The following is a 21893-nucleotide window of genomic DNA, read 5'->3' on the forward strand; positions in this document are numbered from 1 at the left end:
ACTAAAAGAGTCATTTTCATAGCGGTAACATTTTTGGCACTCCTTACGGGCTTTCGCTTTTTATGGCTCCATTTTTATACGGTTCCTGATCATCCGCATGCTTTTCAGGGTGAACTGGATTTGCGCAACTGGGAACCGCTGGCAGATAACTCGATTACACTGGACGGGGAGTGGCAGTTCTTCCCTAATACTCTTTTGATGCAGAGTACGGAGGACACCCATTCTACTTTTAGCGAGAACGGAGCAGACGTTATTCAAGTTCCGGGCAACTGGAACGTTTCTGAACAGACAGATAGATCAAGCACGTATGGCTTTGGAACTTATCGATTACGCATCCTAGTCGATCCTGACAAAGGCAGTCATTACGGTATCCGCATTCCAAGCATCCACAGCTCGTCCGAAGTATATATCAACGGGAACCTGCTGGTCCAGTCTGGGCAGCCTGCCGAGAATAAACAGCAATACAAGCCATTAGACGTTCCTATTATGGCCTATTTTACATTGGAAAAAACGAACGTGATTGAGCTCGTCATTCAGGTTGCAAACTATGATAACGCCCACAACGGCGGTATTTTCCGTTCCCTGAAATTCGGCTTGGCAGACACCTTTAGCAAGGACATCACATTTGCCACAGGTGTAGTTCTCATCGCTTGTGTCGTTTACCTGATTCATGCCTTGTATGGCTTCATACTATATTTGGTTGGGAAGCGGGACAGACGATTACTCTACTTCTCTTTGATGATCCTTTGTGTCATTCTAGGAACGCTCATGGATGGAGATCGTTTGTTATTTGCATGGGTTCCGTTCAATTTTGAATGGAGTATAAAGGTTTTATATCTTGTGATGATCTCCGGAGGCTACTTTCTGCTGCAGTGCATTAAGCACAAGCTGCCCGATTACATAAGATTCAAACTGTTCACACCGTATGTAATCCTGTGTGGAGTATCGATAGGGATGATCTTGCTCCTGCCAGCCTCTGCCAACTTGATGCTGGAGACGTTTTACAGCATCGTGATGTTTATTCCTTGCTTATTAGCGCCTCTGGCGATGTATCGTGCGACAGTACGTATTAATAGGGACAACATTTTTTTGCTGCTGGCGGTCATTGCTGCAATTGGCAGCCTGATATGGCTGTTTATCATTTATGCGCTGCGGATTGAGATGATTTCTTACCCGTTTGACCTGATGATTGCGACTATCTGTTTTTCCACGTATTGGTTCAAACAATATTTCCGCGTACTGGACAAGTCGCAGCAGTTGACAGTCAAATTGCAGAAAGCTGACAAGCATAAAGACGAATTTTTGGCCATGGTAGCTCATGAGCTGCGAAATCCGCTGCATGGCATTATAAATATTTCGCAATCGGTCTCAGACAGGGAGAAGGGTACGCTCAAGGAGAGAAGTGCGCAAGATCTGGAACTACTATCCATCGTTGGACGACGCATGTCGTTAATGTTAGATGACTTGCTTGATCTGGCACGGTTGAGGGAAAGCCGCCTTTCCCTTCAGCCCGTCCGCGTATCGGTCCATAATGTTGCGGAAGCCGTCATGGACATTCTTCGATATATGACCGAGGGGAAGCCGATACAGCTGGTCAATCGGATTCCAAGCCACTTCCCGCTGGTGATCGCTGATGAAAACAGATTGACTCAAATTTTGTTTAATCTCCTGCACAATGCAGTCAAATATTCGCAAGCCAGAGAAGTATCTGTCTATGCTTCTATTGAAGATAATTGGGCACGAATTTCGGTTGTCGATAACGGTATCGGCATGGATAATGAGCTTATGAGCAAAATTTTTGAGCCGTATGAACAAGCTTCCACCCCATCTACTGGCAGTGGATTTGGACTGGGACTGAGCATTTGCAAGCTATTGGTTGAATTGCATGGCGGTACGCTGGAAGTGAGCTCCAAGCTGAACCAAGGCTCGATTTTCACGTTTACACTGGAAGTATCCGTTTCTTCCAGTCAACCAGAGGTTATACCGAGTCCGGTTGCGAAGCTTGGAGATAAGCAAATCGCCGCAGCTAAAGCTTGGGATAAGCTTAATGAGGCTGTGGAGCAATCATCACCATCGGACCCTGTTCGAATATTGGCCGTAGATGACGATCCCATGAACTTAAAAGTGCTGGAGAGTGTCTTCTCCATAGAGCCATATGAGATTGTTACCGCTACAAGCGGTCCAGAAGCGCTGTCACTTCTGGAGTCAGGCGAATGGGATCTAGTCATTGCCGATGTCATGATGCCGAATATGTCCGGCTATGAATTGACCTCCCGTATCCGGGAGCGGTTTCCCATTTCGGAGCTTCCCGTGCTGCTTTTGACCTCCTGCAGCCGAAACGAGGACATCGAAGCCGGATTTCGAGCGGGAGCCAACGATTATGTTACGAAACCAATGAATGCGGTGGAACTAAAATCCAGAGTTCAATCGTTGACCAGACTGAAAAGGTCGATCAGCGAACGCCTGCGTATGGAAGCAGCGTGGCTGCAGGCGCAGGTCAGACCCCATTTTATTATCAATACATTCACCGCGATAGCCGCGTTAGGCAAAATAGATACGAACAGAATGGATGCCCTGATCGAGGAGCTGTCCAATTACTTGCGGCTTAGTATCGATTTTCAAAACTCCGATCGGGTAGCCTCGTTGGAGCACGAGCTTCAGCTCATCCGTTCCTATCTGTTTATCCAGAAGGAACGTTTTGGCGACAGGCTGCGAGTAGTCTGGGAAATAGACGAGCCTATTCAATTAGACATTCCTCCATTATCCATCCAGCCTCTTGTGGAGAATGCGATCATTCACGGGTTATTGAAACGTTCAAAAGGCGGAGAAATCCGCATTCGTATTACGGAACGGGAGCAATGGGTGGAGATTTCCGTAGCAGATAACGGTGTTGGAATGGATTCTGAGACGCTCAAGCAGCTATTAGACAGAAAGCCCGACAAACGTTCGCGAATCGGTCTGCTCAATACGGATCGGCGATTGAAGCAATTTTATGGCGTCGGTTTGAAAATCGAAAGCAAGCTTGGCGAAGGCACTACAGTATCTTTTACGGTTCCGAAAACGGGTGGGAGCAAGGCGGGCACGAAGTATTAAATAAACGAATAATAACCCACATCGCTGTGGGTTATTCTGAACAGCAAGAGGAGATAATCGGGGGATACAGTACCATTTCATGACGCAACTGGCCGGGAAACGATGAACGTCCCCGGCCAGTATGTAATATTGCCGTTCGATGCAGCGGTTTGGGAGGAATGCCGGACGAATTCAGTTTAATTCCGGCGATAGAGGCCCGGCTAATTCGTTCAGGCAGAGATTGAGGCGAGGGGAGAGAATTAGCTGATCGAAATGGACAGAGCTGCGAAGAAGAGATTTCATCTATCAAAGACATGCATTACTGCATGTCCATTTACGAAAACCCGCTAAATATCGAAGAAGACATGCAAAAATACACGTCATTCCCCGCTAAAAGAGGAAAATGAGCCAAGTTGCTAAATCCACCTGCACATTTGCACGTCATTCGATAATTTCCGCCAAAACCTCGTCAAAGACCTGCATGTTTGCAGGTCCTTTCCCCTCTACTGGTTTTTCTTAAGTTGTTTAGAAGCTATTTCTTATCGACAAATAGGATTAGATCTCACTCAGGAAGTAGAAACATTTGAATTATGTGGTAAAATTAGATTGTACAACCATACTCAGTTCTTAAATAGAAAGGAGTCAATGTATATGTATGATATTGCTATTATTGGGTCCGGACCCGCGGGAGCGAGCGCTGCCATATTCGCTGCCAAAGCCGGCAAGAAGACGCTGGTGATCGATAACGACCAAGGGGTAACGCGACGGGCCTGGGTCAAAAATCATTACGGTGTGGAAGACATTAAGGGACCCGATCTGGTGGAAGTGGGTAACAAGCAAGCTGCAGCATTCGGGGCTGAATATGTTCATGACAAAGCGATCGAAATTGCCAAATCGGAAGAAGGCTTTACCATTCGTTCTGAAAACGGTTCATATCAAGCCAAGCATGTCATACTGGCCACCGGCTTCTTAACCGACCTGGCGGAAAAAATCGGAATCAAGACGGTGCCTGGCACGGAACCGCGTGTAAAAACAATCGTTCAGGTGGACCCAAGCGGAAAAACGAACATTGAGGGCATCTGGGCCGCAGGCACTTGTGCGGGAGTCAGTGTACATACGATCATCACTGCAGGAGACGGAGCCAAGGTTGCGATTAATGTCATTAGTGATATCAATGGAGAGCGATACGTAGACCACGACGTTCTTAAATAGGCGTGGCGGGGAGAAATTTGAATCACATATATTCCATCCATGACAGGAGCTTTGAGACCCGCTGAACTATAAGTGTGAGCTCCCCGATACGAACCATATACACGCCTTTAAACCGGAAGCTGCGTCCTGGCTTCCGGTTTATCTGTTTGCACGAATTCATTCTCAGAAAAAAGCTTGCCCTTGACGTTACGTCAAGGGCTATAATTTGGGGGAAGAAAGGAGTTGAAGCGCAATGCCCCTTATCCAATGGTTTACTATCGGCGAATTTGCCAAGCTGACCGGTGTCACCGAACGCACCCTCCGTTTTTATGACAAAAAATCTTTGCTTAAACCGTCCGGTTACAACGAACAAGGCCATCGGCTGTATTCCAACAAGGATATTGTTCAACTGCAAAAAATATTAACGTTGAAATATTTGGATTATCCATTAGAAGAAATCGCCGAGCATCTGCAAAAGCCGGAACCCGATTTGCAAAGCTCTTTGGCTTTTCAGTATGAGCTGCTGCTGCAAAAGCGCGAGCATTTGGACCAAGTGATTGCAACCTTGGGCCGGGTACAAAATATTTTGCACGAAACGGAAAACGTAGAGACAGATTACTTGCTCATGGCGATTTACATGCTTCAGCATGAAGAAAAGCAGAAGGAATGGCTTCTGCAGCGTTTTTCCAAACCAACCGTAGATGCTTTGTTTATGGAAGGACGGCCCGAGGAACGGCTTGAGTTCGAACGAAAAACAATAGCGCTCATATCAGAACTCAAGAAGTTAGGTAAGGAAGGAAAGTCCGCCGACGATCCGGTCGTTCAGGAAAAGGGCACAGAGCTGCTTAATGTTATGATATCTGCTGTTGAAGCCGGAGCCTTGGAGGAGCTGGTGCAGCAAATTGACGTAGAACAGCTGGCCGACGAACTCGTCTTATTCCCTGATTTTTTTCAAGAGGATGAAGCCTTCCTCAAGCAAGTATTTGAGAACATGGACGAATCCCTCATTAATCGATTGTTTCAAAGCAAAGGAAGCTCTGCAGAACAGGAGGAGAGACCGAATGAATAATCCGAATACGGCTAATCCTGAAACGACGGTTCAAGAGAAATTATGGGGCATGCCCAAATGGGGTGATTTCTGGTCTTTGCTAAAACAACATAGGCCGGCTCTCTGGATTGTGATTGTCGCCATTGTGCTGGGCCTTGGAGAGACCCTTCTTTCCTTGCTCATTCCTTTGCTCACGATGGATATGGTAAACCAACTGTCAGCGGCGAGCTTGCAGAGCAGCACCATCGTTCTATTGGTCAGCGCATTTTTATTTCAGGCATTGGCGTCAGGCTGCTCGATCTATACCATGTCCTATGTCGGTCAATATATCGTAGCCCGTTTGCGCAGCAAGACATGGCAACGAATTCTGAAGCTGCCGGTTTCGTTCTTTGACCGCAATACTTCCGGGGAAACGATGAGTCGGATCACCAATGATACGAATGTCATCAAAGATTTTATTACAGCTCATCTGATTTCCTTCTTTTCCGGACTTGTCTCCATTATCGGGGCGGTTATTCTACTGCTGATGATCGATTGGAAAATCACATTGTTCATGCTGCTTGCTGTCCCGGCCGCCTTGCTCGTTCTGTGGCCGATCGGTACCAAAATGTTCGGAGTTTCCAAGGGAATGCAAGAGGAAACCGCCTGGTTCCAGGGGGATCTCGGACGGGTGCTGTCGGAAATCCGGCTCGTCAAAGCCTCTCTGGCCGAATCGCAGGAATTGCAGCGAGGCAATCAGCGGGTTTCTCATTTGTTTCATTACGGGTTGAAGGAAGCCCGGATTATGGCTATCTTGTCCCCTCTTATGATGAGTATTATGCTGCTTCTGCTTGTCCTGTTGATCGGCTATGGAGGAGTACGGGTTGCCGAAGGCTCGCTCACCGGGGGAGAATTGGTTGCAATTATATTGTACATGTTCCAGATTGTCGTTCCTTTTACGCAGTTGGCTTCCTTCTTCACTCAATTCCAGAAGGCGATGGGCGCCTCTGAACGGATTATTGAAATTTTACAGGAAGAGGTGGAGGAGCCGCATGGAACGGAACAACCTCAGCTCGTGCCCCCGCATGGAACGGATTCAAGAGATCCAATCACGTCGTCGTCGCCTCAGCCGGATCAGCGGGAGCAGACCGAGTTACACCAGCTTGAACGTCAGGAGCAAATTAAAGCACTCCGGTTTGAATCGATTACCTTCGGGTACACTCCGGACAAGCTGATCCTGCGCGATGTGTCCATGACGATGGAGGCCGGACAGATGACCGCCTTCGTCGGTCCGAGCGGAGCAGGCAAGACGACGTTGTTCTCGCTCATCGAGAAATTTTATGAGCCTTCGGCCGGAACTGTTCTGTACGGCTCTACCCCTCTCTCTTCCTTCCGTATTCACGATTGGAGGAAACGCATTGCCTATGTGTCCCAGGAAAGCCCGATGATGGGCGGCACCATTCGCGACAATTTGACGTATGGTCTGGAGCCTGTGGAGGAAGACAAAATAAAAGAAGCGGTGGAGCAGGCGAATCTGAGCTCCTTTATTAACTCCCTGGACAAAGGATATGACACGGAGGTAGGAGAAAGGGGCGTCAAGCTATCGGGTGGACAACGCCAACGTCTGGCGATTGCCCGGGCGATCTTGCGCGATCCGGAAATCCTGCTTCTGGATGAGGCAACTGCCCATCTGGACAGCGATTCCGAACGGGTCGTGCAGGAAGCGCTGCAAATGTTAATGCACGGTCGGACTACGCTCGTTATTGCCCACCGTCTGTCCACCGTACGCAATGCCGATAAGATCGTCGTTCTGGAAAAAGGTACCGTCACCGGGCAGGGCACCCATGAGGCGCTTCTGGCATCGCACGATTTTTACAGAAAGCTGGTGCAGCAGCAATTTGAGCAAACCGGATGAACTCCGGTTTGTTTCTTCTCTATTGACTGCCATCCTTCCCCCAGTGAAACCATCCCTACACAAGAAAGCGAACCATCTCGCGATTAACGAGCTCCGGCTGCTCATGATTAATGCCATGTCCGGCATTTTCTACGATTTTAAAATTCATTCGATACTTCTCTAAACGGGAGAGCGATTTAGGATAGTGGATCAATTTATCATACCGGCCAATTAAAAACAGGGCTTTCTCTTGTAAAATGGACAGCTCTTCGTCCTTGAACTTAACGTATTTATGAACCATCATCACTCGATTATTAAAGTATTTCAACAAATAATTCCAATGCAGCATTAATTCCTCATTCTTCTCGAGAACATCAGAGCCCGGGGCACATAATTTCCTCAACAGTTTTCTCGTACTCTGTTCATTGGGAAATAAAGCCTCCGGCATAAAAACGACCAGCATCCGCATCCTGTTCAACGTAATTCCCCCCGCCATGCACACAATCTTATTAACCTTCCCGGGGTTCTTGATCGTATAGTAACTGGCCAAGTAAGATCCGTTGGATACTCCCGCTATATTAATCTTGGTGAGAGAGAATGCCTGTATAATCTCATCTATCCATACAGCTTGATCAAACCTTTTAAAATACATTTCATTGGGCTCACTCTTGCCCGGGCCTCCCATAGTATCTATGGCGATGACAAAGAAGTGCTCCGCCAGCTCCTGGATGTTATAAATCCACATCAATGCAGAATTATCGCCTACACCGTGAAATAGCAGTAACGGAGGATTCTCCCTGTCACCCGCCAGAATGACATGAGTTTTGCCGTAGGACGTTTCGATATCCAGTTCCTCTGTCCTCACTCCCCATGACTCCAGCAGCTTGGCATAGGATGAATAGATGAATCGTTTTCCATCCGTTTTTTTAAATCTTTGGATCATTCTGAGTCCCCCTGTCTTAACTACCCTTTTCTTAAAAATTGAAGCACCAATCCCGTAGACGGAAAAGGAATGTTCTTCCCCTGCTGGATTCTTGTTATCGCAAGTCCCTGTATAACAGAAAAATAGGTTACGGCCAGGACCATCGGATCTTCTTCGACGATTTCGCCCGCCTTCTGACCTTCAAGTAGCAGAGGGACAAAGTGCTCGAAAGGTTTTCCCGCCTTCTTCTGCGAGTTGACTTTAGCTTCGTCAGGGATCGCCTCTGAAGTGGCGGCTTGGAGTATGATTAATCTCCAATGCTGCATAGCTATACTGTCAGGGGATAACAGCGCCTCAGTCAGCCAGTATATTCTTTCATAGGCTGTTCCTTGGAGCTCGGCCGCATATTTTACAGAATTTCCGGCTCCTTCTGCCGCCAAATCCACAATTTTCGTAAAGATATCATCCTTGGATTTAAAATAATTATAAACATACCCTTGGCTGAACCCCGCCTTGACCGCTATATCCTTAATTTTTGTGCCGACTAGCCCTTTCTTGGCAAACACCTCCATCGCGTTTAATAAGATTTGTCTAGTCCCTGAATCGGGTACCGATTCTTCAAAATCTTTCATAAACTTTTCTTCAAGCTCTTTACTTTGAATCGACATACAAAACACCTTTCTGAATGAACGTTCATTCATATTGTAAATGATTTACACTTATTTTTCCATACCCATTTTGCAAATAAACCCTAAATCGAGATCAACATAGTACAACCTGTCTCTTCTTTCCATAAATTTTGAACAAATAGTGAATTATCCATAAATTGGTGATGTCTTGCGATTTCAAAACCGAAAAAAATAGAGGGCACCCTATATAGAGAAAAAGAGAGGAACAGAACATGAGAAAGATAAAAAACTTGCACAAATGGGCAGCCGCCGCCCTGATAACCAGTCTCCTGTTGACCGGCTGTGGCGGTTCGGGGGGTGGACAAGCTCTGACTAGCGGGGAGGGAGACGTTCAAATGACGTTCCCGTCCGGCTGGATTGCGGGTGATGGAGCGGAGTTGAATGTCGCCGGCCCGAAGGAAGACAGGGCCGTAATGGTCACAAGCGTGCCTAAGACGGATATGGCCGATGATATCGATCTGGATGGCTTTATGGAAGTGATGAAGAGCAGCTTTAGCAATCAATATCCGCTATTTCGCATGTATGAGATTCAGGATGTGACCCTCGATTCACTCTCTGGCAAGCAGGCGGAATACACCGGCATGCTGGAGAAGGATTTAATTCACGGCATCCTTACGGTGGTCGATCAAGGAGATCATTTCTACCAAATCCTTGCGGTCACCCCGGACCAAAAGTTTCATTCGACCAAAAAGGAATTATTTCAAATTATTAAAACGTTTAAAATCGTTCAAGCGAAGCCAGCCTCCAAAGCTCAAGCTCCTGATTCAACCGATGCCCAGGTCACACTGACCAGCAGCGATGAAACCATGGAATTGACCCTGACCGGCCAATGGGAGCAAATGAACGTAGAAGAGGTAGACATTCAGGCTACCGATCTGACGAGCAGCTCGGTGCTCTTCGTTCTGGGACACGACTTTAGCAAAGACTCGTCCCTGCAGCAATATTATCAGTTTATCGTGGACAACCGGCTAAACGATATCGAGAATCCAACAATTTCCGAGCCTCAGCAGCTAACTGTCAACGGTTTACCGGCGCTGCAGTTCGAGGTGTCCGGCAAGATGACGACTAACGGAATGAAAATGGCTTTCCTGATCACCTTGATCGATTCGCCCAAGCAGTACGTCCGCATTATGTTTGGCACGGTCCAATCCAATATGGACCAGCTGCGGGATGGGTTCGCGGAGGCGGTTCTTACCTATAAAGAAAGTGACAAATAAATTCCGGAACAAGATTGCGGAAGTAACATGAATCACGTGTAAAACGATCCCTCAGTTCTTTACAGGCCCGGTAAAGAACTGAGTTTTTTAATTTTATAGAGATTATTTTTTAAGCATGATCTCTAACCATTTCATATCCGCTTCCAGATGAAGCAATGCGCCATCAATCAAGAGCCTCATGTCCTCTTCCTGACCCTCTTTTTTTAAATGCTGCTTAAATTGGGTTAAATTCAGAATTTCTTTAATCAGCTGCTCCCGCTGTTTTTCAAGCATAGACTTCTCCTGCTGAAAATGAATTTTCCTCGCACATAACCATTTAAAATAAAATTCATCCCGAAGGAAAAAACGCTCTACCGGAAGGTTCAACCACCGAAGGAACTCCCCTCTTCCCTTATCCGTAATGGAAAAAATTTTACGATCCTTCTGATCCTGGCCCGGAGAATCCAATAATTCGTCCCTTACCAAACGGTCCAAAGTTGTATAAACCTGACCTGGATTTAACGGCCACTTGCCTTGGACGAGATCATCAAATCCGGTCTTCACCTCATAACCATGACGAGGTTTCTCATATAATAAAGCTAAGATAGCATGTTTGACGGACATCGTGATCCCCTACTTTTATTCATGTTTCAACGCTTGCTGGATATTAATCCGCGTGGCGAAAGAAGCAGGCAGCCAGGAAGCGATCGTACTTAGCGCCAGCCCGGCTAAAGCGGAAAAAGCCAGACTGTCCCACGGAATAATAAATTGAAATTCATTCCCCACCGAAACAGAAACGGAATTAAGATAAATAATCATTATTCCCAAAATCATTCCGATTGCAATCCCGGAGATCCCCACCAGCAATCCTTCTCCAATCACCATGCGTCTTACTTGCGATCCGGTGAAGCCCGTTGCCCGAATGGTGCCGATTTCCGCAATCCGCTCCATCATATTCATTAATAGTGTATTGCTAATCCCTATACTGGACAAGGCAATAACTAAAATAAGCAAAGCCTTCATTAATTCGTTCATCCCTGACAGAGCCTTCTGACTGGAGGCCACCGCTTGATCGACGGTAGAAACCTTGGATAGACGGTCCCCATATTGCTGCCATAGCTGCTCGCGAATGGCTTCCCCGCCGTTGTTGCCCGCATCTATCATAAGATGATATATATGCGGCCAGTTCATTCCTTCACTAAAGAAAGATTCATGAACAAAGCCTGTATAACCATTATAATGGGAGGTTTCCACTACGCCTACTACCTTCCATTGATCCCGGCCGTTGGGCGTATTGACAGTCAAGCTTTCTCCTACCTTGCCGCCCCATTCATCGAAAGCACGTTTTCCGAGCAAAATAGTTCCGGGCTCTTTAGCCTTCTCTAACTGCTCTTCCAGGTCAGCCTCTGCCTTAAATTTCTGAAACTTCGGGTCAGCTTCGGGATGAAAGCTTAAAACGTTAAAGTTTCGTTTCTCCCTATCGATATTTTCCCAAGTCACCATTGCTTCCCGATAGGCGCCCACTTGCCGCACCCCTTCCAGCGAAGCTATTCTGCTGATTTCCTCCGTTGTCCAAGGACGTTCCGAGCGGGCCTGGATATCCCCGCCGTATGTCTGGCGAATTTCCCTCTCCATTTCGTTAGGGATAGTTTGAAGGGCGGCCCCCATAAAGATGACCACAGATACACTGCTTGCCAGCATAGCCGCTGTATTGCTGTTTCTATTCAAATGCCTGGAAACATTCCCGCAGGCCATTGTTCCGGGATAACCCATAAGAAGGCCATATACAGGGAGAAGCCCTTTTTTAATAACGTTAAATAAATAGGGAAAGAGCAGTACCGCTGCCACAAGTATAAGTAAATAAGCCGCCATATGATCAATGAATCCGCCGAACAACATAATTAACCCTAGTATCCACCGCAAGTGTCGATGTCCAGAATGAAGATTCCCTTGCTGATTCCGCATAGCTTGCAGAATCGGAGTTTTCCCTGCGATGTACATTGGGACCAAAGCGGCCACTACCGGAAAACAAATACCGACAAGGATAGATAGCATAACAGGTCCTTGCCACTGCAGCGTATAATCGACGGTATCTCTGAAAATGCTCAGCAGCATCTGTTGAAACAGATCCGCAAACCATATCCCGATGGGAACCCCAATGAGCGTACCCGTAAAAGAAAGCAGCAGCACCTCTGTCAGAACCAGCCGATAAATGTGCATATTCGTATACCCGAGACTTTTCATAATGGAAAACTCTTTGCGCCGTTCCGTCACACTCGCAAAAATCATGTTAAATACAATAAATCCGCTGATAAACAAAGCTAGAATGGCTACCAAATAAAAGATATAAGTCAGGCCTTCCACATCATTATTCTGTTTATCATCGATCACGACCGGCTGGACAAAAAGGGGAGATCCCCTCAGCTCTTGCTGAAAGGCCGATACTAATTCGTCCTTATCCGCTTGGGGAACCGCTTGGAAACGGACATAGCTCACTTCATTCTCCAGCCCCGTCCATTCCTGCAGTGTCCGCAGCGGCATCATCACCCGGAAGTGTCTATCCTTCGCGGCCTCCCAGCTGTCAGGACTCGCCAGCAGCTGATTATAGCTTACGATGGCAGTTACTTCTATCGTCCCCATATCGCGGAAGGTTACCGTATCACCCACCTTTTTATTCCACAACCGGGCGGCGTTTTCCGGCAGAATCAGCCCTTCTCTATCTAGGTCTCCATCGATAAGAGGAAGGACCAATAACTCGCTTTGCGGGCTGCTCACCCCTGATATACGAACAGAAGTTACAGCAGGGTCTTGCCGGTCCTCGAGTTCCACGAACGTTTGTTTATCCAGAACATACAATGCGTCGGCTATCTCCGCACGTTCAGCCAAAGACTTCACTTCGTCACTGGTAAAGGTATGGTCCTGACCTAACACCCATAGATCCGCGTTACCTGTATAAATGTTGGCATAATATTCGAACGTATGCTGCGTTGTTCGATCATTGATCAGCATGCTGGTCGTAAAAATGATACCCGAAATGATAGAAATTAGAGTGAAGAAGAAGCGTTTTTTATTGCGGGTCAGATTACGCCAGGAAACTTGCCACAAATTGCGCATAGTCGGAATCCTCCCTTTTCACTTCCGCCTCAATCTTGCCATCCTTGAACAGAACAATCCGATCCGCATAACCGGCGGCAAAAATATCATGTGTGACCATAATAATCGTTTGTTTTTGTGTTTTATGAAAAGAAGATAGCAGCTCTAGAATGTCAGCAGCCCGCTCCCGGTCCAAATTCCCGGTCGGTTCATCCGCCAGCAATATTTTGGGGTCATTAGCAAGTGATCTGGCAATGGATACCCGCTGCTGCTGGCCCCCGCTCAATAAATTGGGGTAACGTTTGCCCATCTCCCTTAACCCAACCGCATCCAGCAAACTATTCACTTTTTCCTGAATTCCTCTGCCCTTTTTGCCGTCGGCGTGCAGCGGAAAAGCGACATTCTCCTCTACAGTCATCGTGGGCAGCAATTGATAATTTTGAAAAATAAATCCGACATGCCGACGCCTAAAGATCGTCCGTTCTTTCTCCGTTTGTTCGCTTATCGCAGTCCCGTCCAAGCGAATGGCCCCTGAGGTAGGAGTATCCAATCCTCCCAATAGTTGCAGCAGGGTGCTTTTTCCTGAGCCACTTGGACCCATAATCGCCACGAATTCCCCTTCTTCAACAGAAAAATCAACGCCTCGAAGAACGGATATTTCCTGTGTTCCGATTTGAAAAGTCTTTTTAACACTGATAGCTTGAATCATACAAAGCTAACCCCTTTACCTTGTTTTCCTGAAAATTAGGGATAGGGCAAGCCCCCCCTATACTTACCGAGTAACTAGTTACTCAGTAAGTATATACTAAGTAAGTATTTGTGTAAATAGGAGACCCGGCAGTCAGATTCTATTTTTTTGCCGTATAAAACGGCAATAAGTTGGACTGGTTAACTGAAAGCGCATCCATTAAGATGGTAAAAGAAATTGGATAATTTCTTTTTTTACAACCAGAAGGGGGAAGGAAGCAAATATGAAGAAAAGGCTTAGCGTTCTAATGATCTTCACCTTAATTACGATGATCCTGGCTGCATGCGGCGGCGGCAATGCTCAACCCGCGCCATCCACACCAGAATCGTCACCGGAGGCCAACAATGCTCCGAGCAGCAAGCCGAGCGATAAACCGAAGGGCAAACTAACGGTTTACGTCGGATTCCAGGAGGATCATGCGATTGAAGCAATGAAGCAGTTCACGAAGGATACCGGCATCGAGGCGGAAATGATTCGGATGTCCGGCGGCGAAATTCTCGCCAAAATCCGCGCCGAGAAAGATAACCCGCAAGCCGACATTTGGTATGGTGGACCCGCGGACACCTTTATTGCGGCGATGGAAGACGATCTGTTGGAGCCATACAAATCTCCGGAAGCGGAGAAAATTGATGCCAGATACAAGGACCCTGACGGCTATTGGACAGGGATTTATGTCGGAGCGCTCGGCTTCGCGTCCAATAAGGATTTTCTAAAAAAGCATAATTTACAGGCGCCGACCAAATGGGAGGATTTTCTCGATCCGGCCTACAAGGATCAAGTCGTTATGGGGAACCCCAGCTCCTCCAGCACCTCCTATACAATTATGTATACGATTCTGCAAGTGATGGGCGGCGAGGAGAAAGGTTTCGATTTCCTCAAAAAATTACATTCCCAGGTTTCTCAGTATACGACTAGCGGAACGGCTACAGGCCGAATGGTTGGTATGGGAGAAGCGGCAGTCAGCGTGCTCTTTGCTCACGATATTGTTAAATATCAGGAAGAAGGCTTCGAATCACTTGAGCTGTCTTTCCCCGAGGACGGAACCGGATATGAAACCGGAGCCATCTCGATTATTAAAAACACCAAAAACCCGGAGCTGGCTCAGCAATTCGTTGATTGGGCCCTCGGCAAAAATGCCCAGGAGGTTGGACAGCGGACCGGCAGCTATCAGAGCTTGACGAATCCCGAAGCGAAGCAGCCGGAAAGAGGCATCGATTTCAACAGTCTGAACCTGATCGACTATGATCCGGCCGAGGCTGGCAAAGAGCGTCAGCGTCTGATCGATAAATGGAATAGCGAAGTCAATAAATAAGCTTGCTTAATTAACAAAAGCCTGTCAGCAGCGTGTCTGGCAGGCTTTTACATATTGGCGCGCAGCTTCGCAATAACTTATCTCTATCGCAAATGCCACAGATATAGCCGTTCAATTAATTAACGGAAGAATACGTCCATAATGTAATGCAGTATAATTCCGATCACAGAAAAATCTCCGTCGGCAAAAGTCGCCCGGACATGACCAAGACCCGTTAACAGCGGCAATAAAAAGATCGGCAGCAGCGAAATAAAGAATCCATGGCATAACGAAGCGACGACAAGCCCTCTTCTTCCTCCAATCTTATAGGCTATGACCCCCGAAGCGCCGCCTGAGAAAAAATGCGGAATAATTCCCGGAATAATAACCGTATACTGTACATTCAGCATAATGATCATCGCCAACAGCCCGCCGGTAAAGCTGAGCAAAAATCCCATGACCGCAGCCAAAGGCGAATAGGTAAACAGAACCGGACAGTCGACTGCGGGAATCGATCCCGGTACAAGTCGCTGGGCAATTCCTTGAAAGGCAGGAATGATCTCCGAAAGCATCATCCGCACCCCGTGCAATATGATATAGACCCCTCCGGTAAACCATATGGATTGAATCACGGATACGATAACAAAATTTCGGCCCGAAAATATATCGCTAATCGACTTGGAGGATGCAAAAAAACTGGCGGACAAAAACAAGACGAATGTAAAGATGGCAATAACAATCATATTGTCTTGAAAAAAGGGTTGGATTTTCTGCAGCTTCGCTGGCACGGGTCTCTCTTTCCTGGATTTAAACAAGGAAGCCAAGCACCCCGTCAATACATAACCGACGCTGTTAAAATGACCGAGCGCAAAACTGTTGTCCCCCGTTGTCCTGCGTACGAATGGTTGAGAGATGGCAGGCCCAAAGGACATGCATAAAGCCAGCACCATGCCACCCAGTGTGTATTGCTGCCAATTCTGCATTGGAAAAACCGCCAATACCGCAGCCAGCAGCGAGGCCATAAACAGCATATGATGCCCTGTCAAAAACACAAATTTGAACCTTGTAAATCTCGCAATAGCGAGATGCACCCCCATCCCGATCAACATCATAATAGCAATCTCTTGACCATAATTGATCTGGGCGAGGGCGGTAATCGTCTCGTTATGTGGAATGATGCCGATAATTTGAAAGCCATTCTGGATAATCGCCGATAGATTGGATAACGAGGAGCCGGCGGCCGCTGCACCGATTTGCAGCAGTGTCAGACCGAGCATCGTTTTGATCGTTCCGGAGACGACCTTCTGTACTTTGTTTCGCTGCAGGAGCAAGCCGATTAAAGCAATCAAACCGAGCAGAATGACCGGTTCGCCGAACAAGCCTTTGTTGATCGTCTGTGATAAATTCATGGATTATCCACACCATTCCCCATGCCCTGTTGGAACCAGCTGCTGGCGAGCAGCCTCTCTCTTAAATGTTCCTTATCCGTAAGGCTGTCGAGCGCTATCCGCTCGATATCCGGGGCAATGTCAAGGGCGGCCACAATTTGTCTCGCCCCAATGATCAAGTCCGCATTGTATAAATCTATCGATGAAGAATCGCTTTGCTCCACATGCGCCTTCAGGCCGATTTCCTGCAGAATGGAGGTTAAATGAAGGCGGATCATCAAGCTCGTTCCCAAGCCGCTCGAACATACGACCAGTATCGTCTTCATAGGCCCTCCCTCTGCCGCAGCTCTTGCCAAACCCGCTGAGCGTCTTCCGTCTGCTTCAGCAGGGTCATAAAGGCGGTGTCGTTAAAAGCATCCAGCAAGGTGGACAGCGCCTTGACATGCTGATCCTTATCCACCGCGGCCAGCGTGATAATTAACCATACCGGCTGCTGCGCCGGACCGAACAATAGCGGGCGGCGAAACGTCAGCAGGCTGAAACCGGTTTCCCATACGCCGTCCAGCATGGAAGCATGCGGAAAGGCTATTCCGTCGTGAATGATGAAATGATGCTTTTGCGACCACACCATATCGACCAATTTCTCTTCATACTGCAATCCGGTCAGCCCGCGTTCGCACAGCAGCCGATTGCCAAGGCGAACGGCCGCTTCCCAATCGGCTTCTTCCAATTGCAGGCGAATGGATTGTACCGGCATTAAGGCGGTCAAATGCCGCCCCTGCGGAGTACGCGAGCGCCCCTGGAACAGATGCAGCAGTTCCTCAAGCAGCTGATTACGGTTCCTTATGTCCGCATGCCGCTCCGTAGTTTGCAGAATCGCGTTAACCAATTGAATCGTTTCCGCCTCTACCCGTCTGGCGGGCGGGGCAATTCCAAGAAAATTCACCACCCGATCCTGATCCGCCTCCGGCAGCAGAGGCGAAACTTTAAGCCAGGGAACCGCCATCGGATGAGCAATATCGATCGTCGTCAATGCGGCATCCGCCTCGAACACCGAAATTTCTTTGGAGCCTTTATAAGAATATTCTCCGACAACCTCCACATGCGGGAACAGGGAATCCATGCGCCGATGTAAAATGGAGGATGTCCCGAGACCCGAGCTGCAAATGATCGCTATCCGTTTCTTCCGCGCTGCAGAATGCTGGGTCAATCCGCTTCCGATATGCATCATAATATAGCCGATTTCGTCCCGATCAAGCGCAACCTCATGCGGCTCCAACACTTCCGCGACGATCCGCTCGATGATGGCCAGCAAAGTTCCGAACTCCGCTTCTAGCTGCCCAAGCAGCGGGTTGCTCGTGTTTAGGCCGAACTTGGCCCGATAGATAGCGGGCTTCAAGTGGATGGCGAGCCCCTGCACAATTTGCTCCATCCTTTGTAATGGATGCCCCAGTTCCTGCTCCACACTAATGACAATCTGCTTGGCCAGTTGGACGTATTGCGAATCTTCGCTGGACGGCTCGTGTTTCTTTTGTGCACCGAGGACATGCTGGGTAATATATCCGATCTCCTCCTGCGGAATTTGCACGGCGAAGTATCTTTCGATCGAATCGACCATCGTCTCACGCACGACATGGAACTCCTTCGTAGCTTGCAATTCGAGCAGCAATTCTCCATCCATCTTGATGGCATGCTCCTTCTTCAAACGCTCCATCGCCATCAGCAGATGGAGAATGAGAGCCGAGCAGCCCGCATCGGATAATTCGATCGCCAAGCGGCGCTGAAGCTGTTTTACCGCATCGAACAGGAAGTGCGCATCCTCCGTGCGAAACCAAAAGTTCCAAGGCTGATTGCCCAGAGGCTCTTCGCCGTCCAGCACGAATTGCAGGATCTTCTCATCGGTAATCTCCGTCCGCAGCAGCTCCAGATAAGCATGCCTTTTATGCAGCTCGCTGCCCTTGACTTTTGCCCAACCGCTTTCCCGTTTTAATTCCAGCTTCCGCTCAGCGAGCCATTCCTTCACTTCGGCCACATCCAGCAGCAGCGTATTTTTACTAATCTTGAATTCTTCAAGCAAATCTTCCATACGAACCTTGGTCTCGGCCAATAACCGTTTCAGCAGCAGCCGGACCCTCAGCTTGGAATCAACATACTCGGGCCTTCGCTTAAGCTGCGCGTTAAGACGCTCCCACTGATCGGAATCAATGACTACCTGAAAACCAAGCTTGCGATCACGATTCAGGAATACTCCATATTCCTTCAACCATTCTTCCAGCATTAACAGGTCATGACGGACCGTGCGGGCAGAAATCCCATAGGTCTGTACGAACTGGTCCATGGGAATATAATCCGGTTTCTCCATCAATTGCTGCAGCATGTTTTGTTGGCGACTTGTTAAAATGGTCATGTTCATCCCCTCTTGCCATTAAACCGCTTACATAATGTTAATCCTTTTAACCTCCCCTGTAAAGGGTGTGGGTACAAAGTCACAGAATGTACGAAATCCTGCCGTCTCAAGTGGCAAAACCTTGGACTGTCGCTTTGCAAGCGCACCCATTACGATTAAGTTATGGATGCAAAATAATATACAGACATCTCTTGGAAAGGGGACACGGAATGAAACGCTCCAAAATTTCGCACGATCCGCTGCTCTTGCTTTGCATCGTGCTAGTCATGCTTAGTTTAGTTATTTTTATTGTCTTTCCTTTATTTCAAATTTTAAAAACGAGTTTCTTCAACTCGAGCGGGCAATTCCATCTCGGGGGATACCAAAGAGTCTTTTTAGGCGGTCAGTTATTCGAAGCCCTGCGCAATTCCCTGCTGCTCGCCGTGATCGTATCGACATTATCGACTATTATCGCTTACCTGTTCGCCTATACTTTTGCCTATGTTAAAGTGCCCTTCAAAAGGCTGTTTAACGGGATTGCCATCCTGCCTGTCATTTCGCCGCCTTTTGTCATCGCCTTATCCGCCATCCTGCTGTTCGGCAAGCAAGGCTTTATTACCAAACACTTATTAGGCTTGGAGAATGCCAATATTTATGGCTTAAACGGACTGGTGCTCGTGCAAACGCTAACATTTTTCCCGGTCGCTTTTCTCGTATTGGCCGGTTTATTGCGCTCGATCAGCCCTTCGCTTGAAGAAGCCAGCTCGAATATGGGAGCCAGTAAGTGGAAGACCTTCCTTAAGGTGACGTTTCCTTTGACGGTCCCCGGGATCGCCAACGCTTTTTTGCTCGTTTTTGTCCAATCGTTGGCTGACTTCGGCAATCCGATGACCATTGGGGGCAATTATACGACGGTCGCGCGGGAAATTTATTTGCAAGCGGTCGGAAGCTATGACATGCAGGCCGGGGCCGCGTTAGCCATGCTGCTGCTTACCATCACTTTTATCGTATATGCGCTGCAGAAATTTTGGGTCGGTAAAAAAAGCTACGTTACCGTTACCGGGAAACCGGTGCATGGACGTAAACTGATCGATTCAGGGATCGTGAAAACTGTCTTGTTTACGCTCTGTTTTATTTTGTCCGTGACGGTCATCGCTTTCTACATCTTGGTCCCTATCGGGTCCTTCATCAAATTATGGGGGATCAACAACAGCTTCACGCTGGATCACTATAATTATGTATTCTCCATCGGTCAAAAAGCGATGCGGGACACCTTAATGCTATCCGTCGTCGCCACACCGATAGCAGGTATGCTCGGAATGATTATCGCTTTTCTTATTGTGCGCAAGCAGTTCTGGGGCAAGAAGACGTTGGAAATGGTCAGCATGCTCTCCCTCGCCGTCCCGGGAACGGTTATCGGGATCTCGTATATTTTAGCGTTCAATAAGGCTCCGCTTGCGTTAACCGGAACCGCCGTAATCATCATCGCCGCCTTCGTCATTCGTGCCATTCCGGTCGGAATTCGCTCAGGGATTGCTTCCTTGCAGCAGATTGATCCTTCCATCGAAGAGGCGGCGACGAATCTGGGCGCCAGCCAATACAAGACGTTCACCAGCGTCGTGCTGCCCTTAATTAAACCGGCTTTTTTCAGCGGTCTGGTCTATGGATTTGTCAAAAGCATGACGGCCATGAGCGCCATAATCTTCCTGATCTCCGCCAAATATAATTTGATTACTGCCTCGATCCTGAGCCAGGTGGAAACGGGAAGAATCGGTGTAGCGAGCGCCTATTGCACGATTCTCATTCTCGTCATGATCGTTGCGCTGGTTCTGCTTAACACATTGGTCAGCCTGTTCGGAGGCGGAAATAAAGAGTCTTCATTACTATAAACGTATACTTCTATCCAGTTTGAGGAGGAACTAGCATGAAAGCAAAATCAGTCTCTTTACACCATGTATCCAAAGCCTTTAACAATGAAAAGAACGAACTGGTCTACGCCGTATCTGATGTCAACGTAACGATCGAGGCCGGTCAATTCGTTACACTGCTGGGCCCTTCCGGGTGCGGGAAAACGACAACGCTGCGCATGATCGCAGGCTTTGAGGACATCTCGTCAGGAGACATCTATTTCGACCGGAACAAGGTCAACAGCATTCCGCCGAACAAGCGGGATTGTACGATGGTTTTTCAGTCGTACGCACTCTTTCCGCATCTAAGCGTATTCGATAATATTGCCTACGGGCTAAAAATCAAGAAAATGGCCAAAGCGGAGATCATCCAAAAAGTGCACGGCGTCCTGGATATCATGAACTTGACGGAATACAAGGATCGGATGCCTGCTCAGCTTTCGGGCGGCCAGCAGCAGCGTGTCGCCTTGGCGAGGGCTTTGGTCATGGAGCCGGGGGTTCTGTTATTTGATGAGCCCCTATCCAATCTAGATGCCAAGCTTCGGCTGGTCATGCGTGATGAAATTCGCCGGATCCAGCAGCAAATCGGCATTACAGCGATTTATGTCACCCATGATCAGAGTGAAGCCATGTGCATGAGCGATCAGGTTATTGTTATGAATAAAGGAAGGATCGAGCAAGTCGGCACGCCACAGCAAGTATATCAGCGGCCGGCAACAAGATTCGTCGCTGATTTTATCGGGACGGCCAATTTCATAGAAGGCCAGGTCGTGGAAGTGTCCGATGAGCAGCTACAGATTCGCACGGAAACCGGTATAATGAAAGCCAGAGCCACCGGAGCCCATCGGGTAAACGATAAGGTTTCGGTCGTCATCCGTCCGGAAGCGGTATCCTTGGCCAAAGGCGGCGAGAATACGGCCGTCGTTACCAAAAGCGTTTTTATGGGACAGTGTCAGGAGTATGAGGTGCAATTCGCAGGACAAACGGTGCAAATTACGGAAAACAATCCATCCGCGGAAAAGATATACCAGGTGGGAGACACGGTATCTTTGCGGTTTTCTGAACATTCCTTGCACGTCATTTAAACAT

The 21893-nt window shown here is 48.0% G+C and carries 16 protein-coding genes; 8 read left to right on the forward strand and 8 right to left on the reverse strand.

What is annotated here, in order from left to right:
* Positions 1-33: 33 nt before the first annotated feature.
* From KJS69_RS21200 to KJS69_RS21215, 4 genes are all read left to right on the forward strand, one after another.
* Complete coding sequence (locus tag KJS69_RS21200) at positions 34-3093, forward strand: hybrid sensor histidine kinase/response regulator (protein WP_249730642.1); 3060 nt, start codon at positions 34-36, stop codon at positions 3091-3093.
* 630 nt (positions 3094-3723) lie between these two features.
* Complete coding sequence (locus tag KJS69_RS21205; protein ID WP_213585786.1) at positions 3724-4284, forward strand: FAD-dependent oxidoreductase; 561 nt, start codon at positions 3724-3726, stop codon at positions 4282-4284.
* Positions 4285-4516: 232 nt separating this feature from the next.
* Positions 4517-5332, forward strand: coding sequence for a MerR family transcriptional regulator (locus tag KJS69_RS21210; protein WP_213585787.1), 816 nt, complete (start codon positions 4517-4519; stop codon positions 5330-5332).
* Complete coding sequence (locus tag KJS69_RS21215) at positions 5325-7205, forward strand: ABC transporter ATP-binding protein (RefSeq protein ID WP_213585788.1); 1881 nt, start codon at positions 5325-5327, stop codon at positions 7203-7205. Before KJS69_RS21210 ends, KJS69_RS21215 begins: the two co-directional genes overlap by 8 nt.
* A gap of 55 nt (positions 7206-7260) precedes the next feature.
* On the opposite strand, the gene KJS69_RS21220 is transcribed toward KJS69_RS21215, so the two are convergent.
* A complete protein-coding gene (locus KJS69_RS21220; protein ID WP_249730643.1) occupies positions 7261-8127 on the reverse strand; it encodes an alpha/beta fold hydrolase in 867 nt (288 codons plus the stop codon).
* A 20-nt stretch (positions 8128-8147) separates the two neighbouring features.
* Positions 8148-8774 (reverse strand): TetR/AcrR family transcriptional regulator, encoded by a 627-nt coding sequence (locus KJS69_RS21225; RefSeq protein ID WP_213585789.1) that lies wholly within the window; start codon positions 8772-8774, stop codon positions 8148-8150.
* Positions 8775-9007: 233 nt separating this feature from the next.
* On the opposite strand from KJS69_RS21225, the gene KJS69_RS21230 reads away from it, so the two are divergent.
* Complete coding sequence (locus tag KJS69_RS21230; RefSeq protein WP_213585790.1) at positions 9008-10012, forward strand: hypothetical protein; 1005 nt, start codon at positions 9008-9010, stop codon at positions 10010-10012.
* Positions 10013-10114: 102 nt separating this feature from the next.
* Here the strand turns inward: KJS69_RS21230 and KJS69_RS21235 are convergent, their stop codons facing one another.
* From KJS69_RS21235 to KJS69_RS21245, 3 genes are read right to left on the reverse strand one after another with little or no spacing between them, the layout of a single operon-like run.
* Positions 10115-10615, reverse strand: a complete 501-nt coding sequence (locus tag KJS69_RS21235) for a PadR family transcriptional regulator (RefSeq protein ID WP_213585791.1) — start codon at positions 10613-10615, stop codon at positions 10115-10117.
* Between the two features lie 15 nt (positions 10616-10630).
* Positions 10631-13105 (reverse strand): ABC transporter permease, encoded by a 2475-nt coding sequence (locus KJS69_RS21240; RefSeq protein WP_213585792.1) that lies wholly within the window; start codon positions 13103-13105, stop codon positions 10631-10633.
* The gene (locus tag KJS69_RS21245) at positions 13074-13793 is read right to left on the reverse strand and encodes an ABC transporter ATP-binding protein (RefSeq protein WP_213585793.1); all 720 of its coding nucleotides are present in this window, start codon (positions 13791-13793) and stop codon (positions 13074-13076) included. The genes KJS69_RS21240 and KJS69_RS21245 overlap by 32 nt, the downstream gene beginning before the upstream one ends.
* 262 nt (positions 13794-14055) lie before the next feature.
* Between KJS69_RS21245 and KJS69_RS21250 the strand changes: the two genes are divergently transcribed.
* The gene (locus KJS69_RS21250) at positions 14056-15144 is read left to right on the forward strand and encodes an ABC transporter substrate-binding protein (RefSeq protein WP_249730644.1); all 1089 of its coding nucleotides are present in this window, start codon (positions 14056-14058) and stop codon (positions 15142-15144) included.
* A 119-nt stretch (positions 15145-15263) separates the two neighbouring features.
* On the opposite strand, the gene KJS69_RS21255 is transcribed toward KJS69_RS21250, so the two are convergent.
* Genes KJS69_RS21255 through KJS69_RS21265 form a run of 3 tightly spaced genes read right to left on the reverse strand, consistent with a single transcriptional unit; the run spans position 15264 to position 18918 of the window.
* Positions 15264-16532 (reverse strand): PTS ascorbate transporter subunit IIC, encoded by a 1269-nt coding sequence (locus KJS69_RS21255; RefSeq protein ID WP_213585794.1) that lies wholly within the window; start codon positions 16530-16532, stop codon positions 15264-15266.
* The gene (locus KJS69_RS21260) at positions 16529-16837 is read right to left on the reverse strand and encodes a PTS sugar transporter subunit IIB (protein ID WP_213585795.1); all 309 of its coding nucleotides are present in this window, start codon (positions 16835-16837) and stop codon (positions 16529-16531) included. Before KJS69_RS21260 ends, KJS69_RS21255 begins: the two co-directional genes overlap by 4 nt.
* Positions 16834-18918, reverse strand: a complete 2085-nt coding sequence (locus KJS69_RS21265; RefSeq protein WP_213585796.1) for a BglG family transcription antiterminator — start codon at positions 18916-18918, stop codon at positions 16834-16836. The genes KJS69_RS21260 and KJS69_RS21265 overlap by 4 nt, the downstream gene beginning before the upstream one ends.
* A 209-nt stretch (positions 18919-19127) precedes the next feature.
* Between KJS69_RS21265 and KJS69_RS21270 the strand changes: the two genes are divergently transcribed.
* The gene (locus tag KJS69_RS21270; RefSeq protein WP_213585797.1) at positions 19128-20786 is read left to right on the forward strand and encodes an ABC transporter permease; all 1659 of its coding nucleotides are present in this window, start codon (positions 19128-19130) and stop codon (positions 20784-20786) included.
* 35 nt (positions 20787-20821) lie between these two features.
* Positions 20822-21889: an ABC transporter ATP-binding protein gene (locus tag KJS69_RS21275; RefSeq protein ID WP_213585798.1), complete on the forward strand. Its 1068-nt coding sequence runs from the start codon at positions 20822-20824 to the stop codon at positions 21887-21889.
* Positions 21890-21893: the final 4 nt, after the last annotated feature.

The sequence above is a fragment of the Paenibacillus sp. J2TS4 genome, from assembly GCF_018403245.1.
Lineage (GTDB): Bacteria > Bacillota > Bacilli > Paenibacillales > NBRC-103111 > Paenibacillus_L.

Bases quoted from the DNA above. Each gene is read 5' to 3' on its own strand.
- KJS69_RS21225 (WP_213585789.1), bottom strand. From the start codon at position 8,774: ATGTCGATTCAAAGTAAAGAGCTTGAAGAAAAGTTTATGAAAGATTTT.
- KJS69_RS21255 (WP_213585794.1), bottom strand. From the start codon at position 16,532: ATGAATTTATCACAGACGATCAACAAAGGCTTGTTCGGCGAACCGGTC.
- KJS69_RS21230 (WP_213585790.1), top strand. From the start codon at position 9,008: ATGAGAAAGATAAAAAACTTGCACAAATGGGCAGCCGCCGCCCTGATA.
- KJS69_RS21220 (WP_249730643.1), bottom strand. From the start codon at position 8,127: ATGATCCAAAGATTTAAAAAAACGGATGGAAAACGATTCATCTATTCA.
- KJS69_RS21205 (WP_213585786.1), top strand. From the start codon at position 3,724: ATGTATGATATTGCTATTATTGGGTCCGGACCCGCGGGAGCGAGCGCT.
- KJS69_RS21250 (WP_249730644.1), top strand. From the start codon at position 14,056: ATGAAGAAAAGGCTTAGCGTTCTAATGATCTTCACCTTAATTACGATG.
- KJS69_RS21235 (WP_213585791.1), bottom strand. From the start codon at position 10,615: ATGTCCGTCAAACATGCTATCTTAGCTTTATTATATGAGAAACCTCGT.
- KJS69_RS21275 (WP_213585798.1), top strand. From the start codon at position 20,822: ATGAAAGCAAAATCAGTCTCTTTACACCATGTATCCAAAGCCTTTAAC.
- KJS69_RS21270 (WP_213585797.1), top strand. From the start codon at position 19,128: ATGAAACGCTCCAAAATTTCGCACGATCCGCTGCTCTTGCTTTGCATC.
- KJS69_RS21245 (WP_213585793.1), bottom strand. From the start codon at position 13,793: ATGATTCAAGCTATCAGTGTTAAAAAGACTTTTCAAATCGGAACACAG.
- KJS69_RS21240 (WP_213585792.1), bottom strand. From the start codon at position 13,105: ATGCGCAATTTGTGGCAAGTTTCCTGGCGTAATCTGACCCGCAATAAA.
- KJS69_RS21215 (WP_213585788.1), top strand. From the start codon at position 5,325: ATGAATAATCCGAATACGGCTAATCCTGAAACGACGGTTCAAGAGAAA.
- KJS69_RS21265 (WP_213585796.1), bottom strand. From the start codon at position 18,918: ATGACCATTTTAACAAGTCGCCAACAAAACATGCTGCAGCAATTGATG.
- KJS69_RS21210 (WP_213585787.1), top strand. From the start codon at position 4,517: ATGCCCCTTATCCAATGGTTTACTATCGGCGAATTTGCCAAGCTGACC.
- KJS69_RS21260 (WP_213585795.1), bottom strand. From the start codon at position 16,837: ATGAAGACGATACTGGTCGTATGTTCGAGCGGCTTGGGAACGAGCTTG.